Annotated in this window: 9 protein-coding genes; 7 read left to right on the top strand and 2 right to left on the bottom strand. The window is 57.5% G+C overall.

The window, feature by feature from the left end; all coding sequences use genetic code 11:
* Positions 1-67 precede the first annotated feature (67 nt).
* A complete protein-coding gene (locus M3U25_RS06085) occupies positions 68-1678 on the top strand; it encodes an AAA family ATPase (RefSeq protein WP_355497425.1) in 1611 nt (536 codons plus the stop codon).
* A 311-nt stretch (positions 1679-1989) separates the two neighbouring features.
* On the opposite strand, the gene M3U25_RS06080 is transcribed toward M3U25_RS06085, so the two are convergent.
* Positions 1990-3288 carry a hypothetical protein gene (locus M3U25_RS06080; protein ID WP_355497428.1) on the bottom strand — a complete coding sequence of 433 codons (1299 nt, stop codon included), beginning with the start codon at positions 3286-3288 and terminating at the stop codon, positions 1990-1992.
* A gap of 432 nt (positions 3289-3720) precedes the next feature.
* Between M3U25_RS06080 and M3U25_RS06075 the strand changes: the two genes are divergently transcribed.
* From M3U25_RS06075 to M3U25_RS06055, 5 genes are all read left to right on the top strand, one after another.
* Positions 3721-5145: a TIR domain-containing protein gene (locus tag M3U25_RS06075; protein WP_355497431.1), complete on the top strand. Its 1425-nt coding sequence runs from the start codon at positions 3721-3723 to the stop codon at positions 5143-5145.
* 312 nt (positions 5146-5457) lie between these two features.
* On the top strand, positions 5458-7020 hold the full coding sequence (locus M3U25_RS06070; protein WP_355497434.1) for an AAA family ATPase: 1563 nt from the start codon (positions 5458-5460) through the stop codon (positions 7018-7020).
* Between the two features lie 3 nt (positions 7021-7023).
* A complete protein-coding gene (locus tag M3U25_RS06065; RefSeq protein ID WP_355497437.1) occupies positions 7024-7875 on the top strand; it encodes an HNH endonuclease signature motif containing protein in 852 nt (283 codons plus the stop codon).
* 335 nt (positions 7876-8210) lie between these two features.
* Complete coding sequence (locus tag M3U25_RS06060; RefSeq protein ID WP_355497440.1) at positions 8211-10007, top strand: AAA family ATPase; 1797 nt, start codon at positions 8211-8213, stop codon at positions 10005-10007.
* A 5-nt stretch (positions 10008-10012) separates the two neighbouring features.
* The gene (locus M3U25_RS06055) at positions 10013-11722 is read left to right on the top strand and encodes an ATP-dependent helicase (RefSeq protein ID WP_355497443.1); all 1710 of its coding nucleotides are present in this window, start codon (positions 10013-10015) and stop codon (positions 11720-11722) included.
* 195 nt (positions 11723-11917) lie between these two features.
* Here the strand turns inward: M3U25_RS06055 and M3U25_RS06050 are convergent, their stop codons facing one another.
* Positions 11918-13003 (bottom strand): site-specific integrase, encoded by a 1086-nt coding sequence (locus M3U25_RS06050; protein ID WP_355497447.1) that lies wholly within the window; start codon positions 13001-13003, stop codon positions 11918-11920.
* Positions 13004-13106: 103 nt separating this feature from the next.
* Between M3U25_RS06050 and M3U25_RS06045 the strand changes: the two genes are divergently transcribed.
* A complete protein-coding gene (locus M3U25_RS06045; RefSeq protein ID WP_355497450.1) occupies positions 13107-14048 on the top strand; it encodes a DNA-binding protein in 942 nt (313 codons plus the stop codon).
* Positions 14049-14141: the final 93 nt, after the last annotated feature.

Genomic DNA, 14141 nt, shown 5'->3' with positions numbered 1-14141 from the left:
CATTATTTTATACGAAAGTAAAAAATTACAGCCACTTTAATAATCATCAGTCACAATTATTACAGCTATGCGCATAAAAAAAATTCGGCTCAAAAATGGCTATAAACGCTTCCATGATCTTACCATTGATCTGGGTGAGAAGCCTGCCCGTATCGTTGCTTTAGTAGGACCCAATGGATGCGGTAAGAGTAGCGTGCTGGACGGCCTTCTATATCACGCAAGTGCGTACAAACATATTGGTGCGGGAATTAGAAGGGATCACACGTATCACTCAATGACGGGTGCGAACTCTGTGTCGCATGAAAATATTGAGATCGAGTTCACTAGTGGTTCTTTCAATACAGTTCGCCAGTCAAAGGCGGCTACCAATAATGACAATACTATTTTCTCGTTTCGCAGTCCATATCGTTATAATAGCCATCTAAAAATCGCGGAAACCAAGGCAGTCCCTGAAATTCGTTTGAATTCTTACGGCGCAGTTGATGCCTCAAGCATTGATGCTAAGATGGAGGAGAATTATCGACGGCTATATGGATTCTACAATCGCTATCGCGACGACAACGACCTTAAGCCCAGTGAAGCTAAGGCATTGATCGTCGGCCATCTCAATGCATCAATCCAGAAGTGCCTTGATCTGGAGATTTCCAGCTTGGGAAACGTAGAGGGTAACCAAGGCACCCTCTATTTTAAGAAACCAGACCATCCGGGGGATTTCGAGTTCAACGTTCTATCGTCTGGAGAAAAGGAGGTGGTTGACATTTTGCTCGACTTGTACCTGCGTAAGAACGAGTATGCCGACACGATTTTTCTAATTGATGAGCCAGAACTTCACATTAATACATCTATACAGGGGGATTTGCTTGTTGAAATTGACCGGCTTATTGGTGCCAACTGCCAGATATGGTTAACAACGCACAGCATTGGATTCCTCCGTACATTGCAGACCAAGATGCAGGAGAAGTGCCAGATTATTCATTTTCGGCCAGAGCTCAATCTTGCAGCAGAAGCGCGAACGTTAACGCCGATCAAGACCAGCCAGAGTACATGGCGTGACATATTTGCTATTGCTCTGGATGACTTGGCTCATCTCATTAGCCCCTCGACAATTATCTATTGCGAGGGTAGGGCAGAGCCAGGACCTGGCGGACGAGAAAGGGGAATGGACGCGCAAGTCTTCAACAATATCTTCGCCGAGTCGCATCCGAACGCCTTTTTCACGTCTAGCGGTGGGAACACAGAGCCTGATCAGCGCAGTGCAATCGCCCTGGCAGTCCTCGGCAAAGTATTTCCTACTGTAGATATTTGGGTTCTTAAAGATCGAGATATGGCGTCAGGCAAGTACACGAACGAAAATGACCGTCAAGTCTATCTAAAGACAAATCCCATAAATCACCGGATACTGAAACGGTGGGAAATTGAGAACTATCTCTATGACAAAGATGTACTGAAAGCATATTGTGATGCGAATGTGCTTTCTTTTGACGAAAAATCCTACGACGCATTTGTCACCAACATTAATGATCAGAATCTTAAAGATGCAACGCAGCACATCAAGAACTTCTGCGGGATCAAAGGAAGCATCAGTGCCGAGGTATTTAAGGTGGCTTTGTCAGAATATTTGACTTCTGACATGCCTGTTTTTCAAGAACTTGAGGCATGCATTTTTAGTCGATTATAGCGTGACGACATTTATGCAAGTGCTGAAGCGAAAAGTGAGTGGGCGGCTTGACAGAAGGACATGTCACGAAACAGAAGTTGCGGTAACCGCTGAGAGTCAGCTTTTTGCTGTGAGGCAGGCTGAACGGGGGCAGGGCCGGGGGGCGGGGCAGGGATGTTTATCGTAGCTAGGGAAGGCGGGCTTTCGACCCGAAGCCGACTTATCGATGTAGGCGGACCGATTACTCAATCCAACACACTGGACGTGACTGGCGTCGCACTTGCAAGAGTCGAAGCTGTGTACCCCAAAACCTCGTCCCGGCTCCTCCGTGCTCAGGGTGAAAGATTCTGTATCGGCGCTTTCAGCCAGCGGAGGCGCCAGGAAGACAATTCAGGATTCGGTTTTAGCGTTGCTACGTCATCGCGGATCTCCATTAATTCGGAATAACGCGCTGGAGGAACGGCTACCAATACCTGGAATGGCATTTGGCCCAGAACCGCGAGCAGCCTCTTGAACTTGCTCGAATCAAAATTCACGATCAAATCTTCCACGATTAACAGTGTCAAGCGTTCCCGGCTGATCTGCTCTGCTTTCGCGATCAGCAAGGCCAGGATGAGTCCGCGCTGTTCGCTGGTTGACAGGCCCTTCAAGGTCACTTCGCCGGTCGGAATTTCGCAAACGGCTTCAACGTAGCTCTCTCCACTCGGCGTGCAGCGCGGATGCGAAACGCCGTGGTCGTCCTCTTCTACGCCATCGCGAAACTGAAGTCGCCCGGGTGCGACTTCCAAATCGATCGCCTTGGCGATGGCCTTCAGGGCACTTCGATCAACGCCCAAAAGCCGCAATAAGAAGGCGACGTCATCTTCATGCGGCATGGCTTGGAGATCGTTGAGCGTCGCGTATATCACTTGAATATCGCCAGGAGGAAGCAGGCACGGTTTGCCCTCCAGGGCTCGATGGATGTCATCACCGAGCACCTGAACGTCGACAGATCTGTCTAAGGCATCGACTGTGGTATAGGTCAGCCGGGCCTCGACGATGGGAACGAGAGAAATGGCCGGCGTCGCGGGAATGAAGCGTTGGGCGTACGCACTTTGTGTCACCGCCCCCGCGAGATCCAATAGTGAGGATTGTCCGCACTCGGGGACGCCGGCGACGAGGGTGTACCGCGACAGCTCGAGCTTTGGAAGGCTTGTCGCATTAGGGAAGCGGCGCACTTCGATCGCATCGATCCAACCCAACGGCGACGGCGTGTCTGTGATTAGTTTGGCGGCGCGGGCTTCGGCTAGCGCCTTCCAAGTAAACAACTGGTCAGGCGAGTATCCTTCTCCACTGTTCTTATCGATTGCGGTGCCGTGGATTTGGCAGCACCACAGCCCATTCTCGGCGCTGGCAATGAAAGCCTTGTCCTTTCCACCCTGACCCCGCGGCCCGCCAAGTGCGGCGCTGTAGATGTGACACGCCATTCCCAAGTTGATGGATCCTGTCCCTTTGGCGGCGGGACCTCGAATCGCGTTCTTACACCGAGGCACCGAGCACTTGCCGTCGACGCGCTCGCGGATGATTTTCGCGACACTGGTCTTGAAGTTGATGCGCTTGGTCGGTGATGCCGTGGACTTTCGCATAGTCAAAAAATGGCCTCCTGCCGATCGAGTTCGGTTGGATATTGTGGCAGATCCACGCGTTTGTGGCTGGTGCTGGTGCCGCTCTCTCGGAACTCCTGGATCAGCTCTTGGTCAACCGTCATGTCCGCTTCTGGCCGTGATCGGACATTGGTAGAGTAGGAGATTAGGGATGTTTATCAAGGGGGTAGGGTCAGTTTTTGGCTTGCTGAACTGCCTCAGGAGCGTGATGAGTCGGGAAAGGTCCGCCGTCGCTTCAGCGGCAAGTCTGCCTTGCTGACATTTCAGGATGGCTTGCACTAAGGCGTTGGCGAGTCTCGCTCTGACTCCAGTGCGTTCGTGGCTAGGCTACACCATGTTGCAGGGGGAGAGACTCGTGGCCCCGTTAGCGGTATGATCGAATCAACATTTCGTCTGGTGATAATCACAAGGAAGCGAATAATGTCTCAGGGTGCTCCTAAGCTTTTCATATCCTACAGCTGGTCCTCAATGGACCATCAGGCATGGGTGCTCGATTTGGCAGAGAGACTTCGCGGCAATGGTGTTGATGTGATCCTAGACAAATGGGATCTGATGGAGGGACAGGACTCGATTGCCTTCATGGAGCAGATGGTAACCGACCCAGAAGTTACCCATGTCGCAATGATCTCAGACGAGACATACGCCAAGAAGGCCGATGGGCGAGAAGGTGGAGTAGGCACTGAGACCACCATCATTTCGCAAAGGGTCTATCAATCGCAGAGCCAAAGCAAGTTCGTATTAGTGGTGCCTACTCGCGATGAAAGCGGAAGTCCGTACATACCTGCGTACTACGCTGGAAGAATTTATATCGACCTTAGCGATGAGGCGACAAGCGGTGGTGAGTTCGAGCGGCTTCTGCGCTGGGTTTTCGGCAAGCCGTTGAACCCAAAGCCCCCTCTGGGTGACCGGCCGGCATTTCTCACTGAAGATGCAGAATCTTCGCTGGGTACGGAAGTACAGAGACATCGTGCGGAAGAAGCGATTCGAAATGGAAAAGTTTTTTCTATCGCGGCTACGGAGGAGTACTTTGAAAAGTACGCTGCCGCTGTGGAGAAGTTCGAGGTGGCGGAAGATGTAGATCTGGATATGCCCGGTCTCCTTGGTGCCATCGAGAAAACGGTGCCAGCTCGAAATGAGTTAATCAGAATGTTCCACCTCATCGCGCAGTATAATGCTGGCGACGAGATGATCGCTTGCGTGAGGCGCTTCTTCGAGTCTTGCATGGAGCCCGCTGTGCGCCAAAGTGTATCTCAGGGACGCTTGGACGACAGGCGTGATCCAGTTCGTTTTCTAGTAGGCGAGCTCTTTCTATACTTCGTCGCCGCATTGCTGGATCGCGGCAGGATCGAAGCCGTGTGGGAGTTCATTAGCCCAGTTTTCTTTGCTCACGCATCGGGCTTGGATCGTCAGCCGCTTGAAGGCTATTGGCAGCTATATGGACATATGGAGTCGGAACGTCGGCTTTCTCAGCATCTCCATAAGGCGTCAGCTCGAGCGTATCTTCTCAACTCGCGCAGTAAGGACTCCGGGGTGAAGTTCGACTCACTTGCTCAAGCAGATGTAATCATCTGGCTCAGAACCGTTGGCATCCTTGATCGCTCCGCCTGGTGGCTTGCCGTCACCCCAGTGTACGCGTCCAAGTATGCACCTCTTGAAATATTCGCTCGTAGTGCATCTTCCACATACTTTTCTCGGATCTTGCCGTTGATTGGCGCGGAGTCAAAGGATGCGTTCTTGGCTAGCACGGGACCATGGAGGAAGGCCATGTCTGAATGGCGGCTTGGCATGGATTACGTCGACTTCAGCTCTATCCTTAACTTCTCCAACCTTTCTACTCGACCATAGCGTTTGCTGATCAGCACGGAGCAATGGCTGTTCTGGATGCCTGGGGCTTCGTGGACAGTTGCGGTAGGATTAGGGGGGGCGCTTCTGGCCGACAGCGTACATCGGCTGGGTTAGGGGATTAGGGAGATTTATCGGGAGAGGATAGCCGCTGCGGCCGGATGAACCGATGCCGCAGGTGGACCAAAAGCGTACTACATCTTGGAAGGTGGCGAGGCGGCATTTTGCGAGCGGGCAAGGCCCCTGTGAGTGAAGCTGGAGCGATGACCTTGTGTGTGGTACCAATGAATGCGCTAGCCGCAAGGGGAGATTGGAATGAGGTTTGTCGTCAAGTTCAGGTCAGGCAACTCGCCCACGACCAATCGTTTCCCCCATGCTGTGCTCGTGCAAGACAATTGGGATGACTATGGCTATAAGACTACCTTCCACGTCACCCTGCACGTGTCGGCTGATGAGAGCTATGATCTCGGCAGCATCAAGATCATCGAGGCCGGGAGAACGAGTGGCTACACCGAAATGCCCAAGCGGCCTTTTCAGAAATTACCCGCCGGCCACGCCTCGCTAGGTGCCGACCTCGATTATTATGAGACAGTCTATAAACTCGGGCGCGACGTCTTCGAGCCGTACTTCAGAGGTCTTCGAGATGTCGCGTTCGACGACGAGATCAAGGCCAGCGTCGAAGATTGCGAGGCCTATCGGGTTTCGTTGTTGCGTTTTGGCGGCGCCGAGCGGACGATCGGTGACGCCGCACGATTGCTGCGTGCGCCTACCTTCCCGACGAAACGGCGAAGCGCGGGGTTCAGAGTCAAGTTCAAGACGCGCGTGGCGCAACGGTCGAACGCCTTCACAATCGACTTTGATTTTCGGCGCCGCAGTCGGCTTCCGAACCGTATCAACGCCCTGATCGGGTACAACGGCACTGGCAAGACTCGGCTACTTTCGAACCTCGCGATTGTGGCGAGCGGCTACGGTTATGGCAGCAAGGAGGACGTGCTGGACAAAGCGGCTGGTCGGTTTGTCGGCACCGCGCCACCGTTCAAGACCGTGGTCGTGTTGTCCTACAGTGCGTTCGACACCTTCGTCATTCCGGGGCGCACCGAGGAGGAGAAGGAGAGGCTTCAAGAGCGCGGAGAAATCTTCGGATACGTCTATTGCGGCCTTCGAGAGCGATCGGACGATGAAGCACCGAATGGTGAGCAGGCCTATCGGCTGCGCACGCCGGCTGAGATCGAAGCAGAGTTTTTGTCGGCGCTGGAGCGCGTCCGCCAAGCCGACCGCCTGGAGAACCTGCTAGAAATCTTGAAGCCGCTCCTGCGCGACCCGTCGTTCCAGCGCATCGGATTGACACAACTCTACGCAAATCATGATGACGACGAGTTGGGCGAGCTTTTCCGCGGACTGAGCAGCGGTCACAAGGTCGTCCTCAAGATTGTCACCGAACTCACTGCACACATCTCGGGGTCGGAGCCGACCCTAGTTCTCATCGATGAACCCGAAACGCACCTCCATCCACCGCTGCTCGCTGCATTTCTCAAGAGCGTGCGAGCATGCCTGGATACGTTCGACGGCTATGCGATCATCGCCACCCACTCGCCGGTGGTCTTGCAGGAGACTCCCGCGAGATACGTCCAAGTGCTGCGCCGCGCGGCTGACCAGAGCCGCGTCGTGGCGCCAAGTGTCGAGACCTTCGCGGAAAATATCGGCGTTATCACGCAGGAGGTCTTCAATCTTGGCGACGGCTCAACGGATTGGCACGAGACACTGAGCACGCTGGCGCGTCGGGACTCGCTTGAGGAAATAGAAGAGGCGTTCGGTCGGAAGCTCGGCTTCGCGGCGCGCTCCTACGTTCTGAGTATTCGCGATGAGAATGAGGAATAGCGAATGCGCTCGATCCCCCTGCTCGCCGTCGATGCGACGGATGTGTTCGATGAGATCGCCGCAGCCAAGCACCAACCGCGACGGGGGCAGATGCAGACGGCGCGCGCGAAGGTGCTTGTCGCCTATCAGGGCTACGAGGATGCGGTACCTGAGGTTGGCGGGCTGTACATGGCTGCTTTAACCGAGCTGCAGAAGGAGGCAATGCGGCACGCATTCACCGTGGAGACCGAGCCGATGACGGAACTCCGCGGCGATCTCCTGAAGCGGATTAGCGTCGCGCGATGCCCGTTCTGCGGGATCAGCGAGTCCTCGACGCTCGACCACTATCTGCCGAAGGAGAAATACCCCGAGTTCTCGGTGTTCCCGAAGAATCTTGTGCCGAGCTGTGCGGTCTGCAACACGCGCAAACGTGACCGCATCCTGGTCGAGGGGACGAATGTGAGGATGTTTCTGCACCCTTGTTACGACGTGATCCCGAATGCAGAGTTTCTGACGGTGCGCGCGCGCATGGAAGCGGACGCCCTGATCCTCTCCTACGGGCTGAAGCGACCGGCCGGGATGACACTCCGAACCTTTAGGCATCTGCGATCGCACTTCAGCGTGCTCGACCTCGCCGATCGTTACAGGCGGATGGGCCTCGAGCATTTGGGCGGGCAGTACCCAGCGCTTCGTCGAGCTTATGGTTCCGGTGAAAATGCGGAGCGCGTCGCAGAGAAACTGATCGAGGGGGCAGTCGACTTGGAGGAGGTATCAGGCCCGAACTACTGGCTCGCCAAGCTCTATCGCGCATTGGCGAGCAACGATGATTTTTGTGATGGCGGCTTCGAGGTAGTTCGGGTCCAGGCTGGGCTGTAATGATTGGTCAAACCGCGTCCCCGCAATTTGTGTAGATCTAGTACGGGCACGCCGGAGCGAGATGTTAAATTCTGGCTGGAAGCGGAAGTTGCGCAAGGAGAATGGGGTAGCTGCAGAACGGTTCGATGGCTTATTGGCGGTGGGGAGGGGCAGCCCTCGACCCGAAGCGGCCATTGTAATGCGCTAGCGAAGATATTTTTTGCAGCTGACGCTAGCTACTGCAAGATCACCATTCCGGTACAGTCCTGATGAAGGAGGCGGCCGACCTCTTGCTCCATTGCGGCAGAACGTATTTATGTAAGTGGCCGCACTAACGAGCCACACGGGGAGGCTCCATGAAGATCGTTCAGGTCAATATCTCGAACTTCCGAGGGATTGCGGAGGGCACAGTTCACTTCGATGGACACAGCGTGCTCGTTGGCGACAACAACGCGGGCAAATCTACGCTACTTGAGGCGATTGACCTGGTGTTGGGCCCAGAGCGGCTTTCCCGTCGGCCCGTTGTGGACGAGCACGACTTCTATGCGGGCCAGTACCTCAGTGTCGAAGAACTGCCGATCCCGCTGTCAGTCGAAGTCATCGTCGCCGACCTCAACGATGAGCAACTCCGGCACTTCCGCGAACATCTTGAATGGTGGGAGAAGAATGCGAAGACGCTGTTGGCCGGCCCGCCGGTAGAGGGCACCGACGCCGTCGGCGTCGAGCCCGCACTTCGCGTCTTCTTCCGTGGCGCCTACGACGCGGAGGAAGACGACTTCCTGGGCAACACTTTCTTCGCTCTACCCGCCCCAATTGGCTCTGGTGAATACCAGACGTTTCGCGCCTCCGACAAGCGCAAGTGCGGCTTCCTCTACCTACGAACTGTGCGCACCGGCTCGCGCGCGCTCAGCCTGGAGCGTGGCTCATTACTCGATGTGATCCTGCGCCTTCAGGAATCGCGCCTAAAAATGTGGGAGGAGCTGTTGCGTTCGCTACGCATCCTGCCTGTCGCCGAGAAGCCCGAGCTCGGCGTCACCGCGCTGCTGGCAGCAGTGCAGGCCTCGATCAAGAAGTTTGTCCCGTCTGACTGGGCAGAGGATCCGCACATGCGCGTCTCGGACCTCACGCGCGAAACCCTGCGCCGCACGCTGACGGTCTTCATGGGCACAGGCGCGAAGCGGCCAGATGGCAGCACCTACGCGGCTCCGTATCACCACCAGGGCACGGGCACCATAAATACGCTGGTGCTCGCGCTGCTGTCCATCATCGCCGAGCTCAAGCAGAACGTCATCTTCGCTATGGAAGAGCCCGAGACAGCACTGCCTCCGCACACTCAGAAGCGCATCGTCAACAGCGTGCGCGAGAAGTCGGCGCAGGCCCTCTTCACATCGCACTCCCCGTACGTACTCGAGGAGTTCGAGCCAGAACAGATCAAGGTGCTCAAGCGCGCGAGCGGCGTGCTGACGTCCGTTTCCGCGAGCCTGCCGCCAACGATCAAGCCGAAGGCCTACAAGGCGGAGTTCCGGGCGCGCTTCTGCGAGGCACTGCTCGCCAAGTACGTTCTCATTGTCGAGGGACGCACTGAGTTCGACGCGCTGCGGGCGGCCGCGCGCACGCTCAGCCAGACCGACCCACAATATTTCAAGTCGCTTGAGGCGCTTGGTGTGGCGGTCATCGATGCCAAGACGGACTCCCAGGTCGCGCCGCTTGGCAACTTTTTTAGGGCTCTTGGCAAGACCGTCTTCGCGGTTTTCGACAAGCAGGACGATGTACAGCTTGCCCTCATACGCGCTGCCGTCGACTACCCGTACGAATCGCTCATGAAGGGATTCGAGTCGCTGGTGCTGCAGGGGACCAACGAGAACGCGATCAGGCGCTATGCGCTGAGGGTGGTGGCAGACGGTGACTGGCCACAGCACCTGATTCACGTGAGGCCGAGTGCAGAGTCCGATATGGCCACGCTGACGAATGCGCTGTCGGAATACTTCTCCTGGGGCAAAGGTAGCGGCCAGGCGGCTGATCTGCTGGCGTGTTGCACGGGTTGGCAAGAGATGCCTGAATACATCGCTCAATGCTTGTACGGCATATTCCGTGTCATTGAGCCTCCGCCCCCAGAACCACCTACACTTTCCGTCGAACCCACTGCGGCCTGAAGACTATGGTTTTTAGCCCGCAGAAGCTTGCGTTCCTGGCCCACACAGGACACGCATTGGCCCTCGCTGGCCCGGGCGCCGGTAAGACCCACGTGGCGCTCATCAAAGCCCAGTGGCAGGTTGCCAGCGGAACGTTGAAGCCGGGCCAGAAGGTGCTGTTCCTGAGCTTTGCGAGGCCGACAGTCGCGCGCATCCTCGAAAAGGCTGCGGAGCTCATCTCGCCGGAGGAGCTCAATCATCTCGAAATTAACACGTACCACGGGTTCGCCTGGGGCGTCCTGCGTAGCCACGGCTACCTATTGAACACCGCGAGGGCCATCACCCTCCTGCCGCCACCGGAGGCTGCGGCCCACTTTGCTGATGTGGACGCCAGCGCCCGCGAGCAGGAGATGCTTCGGCTGTTCGAAGAGGAGGGGCGGCTGCACTTTGACTTATTCGCGCGGCTGGTCGCACAGATTTTCCAACGCAGTGACCGGTTGGCGAACATCTACTGCAACGCATATCCCACGGTGATCCTCGACGAGTTCCAGGACACCAATGCTGATGAGTGGGCGTTGATCCGCCAGTTGGGTCGACATAGTCGACTGATCGCGCTCGGCGACCCCGACCAACGCATCTACGAATTCCGGGGTGCCGATCCCCGTCGCTTGGGGGAATTCGTCGAGGTATTCCAGCCAGGGAGCTTCGATTTCTCGGGCGAGAACCACCGAAGCGGCGGGACAGATATCAGCATCTTCGGTAACGATTTGTTGACTGGTCGGAACCGCGGCAAGGAGTACACGCACGTGAAGATCGTGCGCTACGGCTTCCGCAGGAACCAGAGCCCGCACTTCCGGGCGAAGGTGGAGGTGCTGGCCGCACTCCGGCGCCTGCAGGGCCAGCTGAACACCTCTGTGTCCGTCCTAGTGCCATCAAAGGCATTCATGCTGCAGTTCTCGCAGTACCTGTCTTCGGACCTGGATGGCCTGCCCGCACTTCGGCACGATGTGGCTATGGACGCGGAATCGCCGTCGTTGGCTGCAAATGTCATCGCCGTTCTGCTAGGAGGAGGCTCCACGGCAGCGCTAACGTCACGCCTGATAGCCACGCTGCACACTCACATCCGTGGCCGTGGTGGCAACAAGGCTCCTGCGCAGACGGAGATGGACCTCGCTGGTGCTATCGGCACTTACATGTCGACAGGAAAGATCCGCGGCAAGAACAGGGAGCTCATCATCAAGGAGTGCCAGAGGATCGCGGCCGAACGCGTGGCTCTCAGGCTCTCAGGAAGCCCCGAGGAAGACTGGGCTACCATGCGAGACTTGATCGCCATGTCTGCTGCGCCCCAAGTGGCTCGGGTAGCCGAGGACGCGCGTTTTCTTCGCCTGCTGCACAGGGGCTCCGCGCTGCGCACGGCGCTCAGTGAGATGTGGCGGACGCGGGGCGACTATGTAGGTGCAGAGTCAGCACTTCGCGATGCACTGCTCCAAGAGCATTTCGTCGCCGCGCAGAAGGAGTGGCGCGGGCTGCACGTGATGACGATTCACAAGGCCAAGGGAAAGGAATTCGATGAGGTCGTCATCTACGAGGGCACGTTCTCCGGACGCATCGTGTCTGCTAACGCAGACCCTAGGCGCATCGCGCAGTCGCGGCTGGCGCTGCGAGTAGCGGTTACGCGGGCCATCCGACGCACGACGATCGTGACCCCCCAGCACAATGGCTGCCTTTTCCTCTAGTCGCAAAGCTGCATATCCGAGGCGACGATCCAAACACATGAGCATCCCGAACGAAGTCGCTTAGTCGGAAGACCTGTTCGCAAATTTGATGACGAGTGACTGCGTCGCTCAATGACCATGCAGTGATAGTAGTCATTGGAGGTTCGGGGCGAGATCGAACACTTCTACGTGGCGAATTCCATTACCTGGGATTGATCAGTCTTCCAGAAGGCGTGCGGCAGGATTCTCCGTGGCACCACCCGTCTGGAAATACCCCACGACACTTGACACTGAGCGATGCTCGGTTAGCTGCATGATCGCCGGGAGTGACACGCCTTGGCGGCTAGCCTCGGTCACGAACCCCGAGCGCAGGCTGTGCCCGCCAAAATCTCCCTCCAGTCCAGCCAGTCGCGCCCGCCGCTGTACGATCTCGGCTACCGCGGCCGGAGACAGGGCAGGGCCGACGCGCTGCTTCCACAGCCGTCGGAAGATCGCCCCTTCGGTGACCCCGGCTGCGTCCAGCCAATCCTGCAGCGCGAGGGCGGCCCGATCGAGCACCGGTTTGTCCGGGGTCGAGCTCGCGGTGACGCCGGCCTGCTGGGTCTTGCTGTGCTCCAGGCGGTAGATGTAGCCCGCCTCGGCGATCCGGCGCAGGTCGCGAAGGTCGGCGGCGGCGATCTCACTGCGCCGGCGCCCACCGCTGGCAAACCCAAAGCAGAGCAGCGCGCGATCGCGGATCCCTTCCAGGCTGTCGTCACAGGTGGCCAGCATCGCCTCTAGCTCGGGTAGGGTGATCGCGGTCTTCTTGCGCGGTCGCTCACCGCGCTTGACCGCGGCCCGGGCGGCCCGGCTCAGCACCGTGCGGATCGCCGGCTGCTCGCAGGGGTTGGCCACCTGTTTGAGCCGATGCGCGGTCGACAGCACGGCGACCCGATGCCGCATGGTGGCCAAGGTCCAGGGCCCTAGCTTGGCCTTCAGGCCGGCGGCCACCAAGGTCTGATCCACCATCGGCGGCAGCTCCCACGCCAGCTCGCCCTCAGCCGAGCGGCGCTGCACGTGGTCGACCACAAACTGCAGCACGGTGGCTTCGGGCACAGGCAAGGTAAGCTCGATGCCGTAGCGCGCCGCATGCCAGCCGGCCCAGTAGCGCAGGGCACTGGCGTAGCTGCGGGTGGTGTTCTTGGCCGCTGCTTCGGCTAGCAGCTCGCGCACCGCGTCTGCCGCCTGTTGCGCCAGCTGTTCGGGCAGTACCAGTTGGTGGACGGTATGGATGAGGGCGGCACTAGTGGAATTAGTATCCATAGTATGTAATGTGCGCTACGAATAAGTAGGCGTAACCACGATAACTATCAATTATCGCAAATACGTCAACTGCGGGGCAGGGCGCCAATCCGGAGTCGCTTCAATGGCCAGAGGCATCACAGAATCAGACGTCCACGTCGCTGCCGACGCAATCGTAGCGCTTGGCGAACGTCCCACAGTAGAACGTATCCGGGCTCATTTGGGCACCGGATCTCCAAATACGGTCGTGCGTTGGCTAGATACCTGGTGGCAAGGATTAGGCTCACGCTTGACGCAGCACGACCGAATGCAGGTGCTCACAGCTAACGTTCCCGATCCCGTAGCCGTCCTGGCAGCGCAATGGTGGACTTTGGCGCTTGATCAAGCACGTAGTCACGCCAAAAAGACGCTTTCCGATGAACGCGCTGCTCTAGCGGACGCGCAAGACGCCTTGGAGCGGGATCGTCGCGACATGGAGGACGAGCTTAACGACCTGCGTAAGCAGGCGGATGCCTCGCGTCAGGCCGAACGTCTCGCTTTCACCCGCGCTACAGAACTGGAACGTCTTGTCGAACAACTTCAGCACCAGGGGAACGAACTCGTCCAGCAGCGAAATGCATCCACAACGCGTATTGCCGAGGTCGAGCGTGCTTACGAAATTCTGCAGCGCCAACTTCAGCAGATGCAGGAGGCGGCGCGCATTGAGCGCGACACGTCCACCCACCATGTGCGAGCGATCGAGGATCGAGCCCATGCCGAAGTCGACCGAGCCCGCCAAGACGCGAAGGACGCGCGACAGCAGCTAAGAGCTCTTCAGATGGAGGCTGAAGCCAATGCGCGCAAACAGGCCACAGCTCTAGAACAAGCAGCTTCAGTAGTCACGGATCTGCGCCAGCAGCTGGCAGCTCAACAAGCGCGAGCGGAGGCGCTTGAGACTCAACTGGGACATCTGCGGGATCTGCCAGCTGCATTTGAGGCCGCATGGCGCAAGCGTGAGCAGAAAACAAAGCCGGAAACGGCCGCCAAGACGGCCCGGGTGCGCAGCACCGCAAAGAGAGCTGACTAGGTTCCGATGCAGCGAAGGCGCTCGAAACGATGAGAGCTAGTGACACGAATTAGGGACAGATTCGCGGCGATTCTGTTCCTAATTGTTGTCACT

It is taken from the genome of Xanthomonas sp. PPL134 (assembly GCF_040595915.1).
Taxonomy (GTDB): Bacteria; Pseudomonadota; Gammaproteobacteria; order Xanthomonadales; family Xanthomonadaceae; genus Xanthomonas_A; species Xanthomonas_A indica.
Note: the sequence above shows the minus strand (reverse complement) of the source record. Positions and strands in the feature narration are given on the sequence as shown.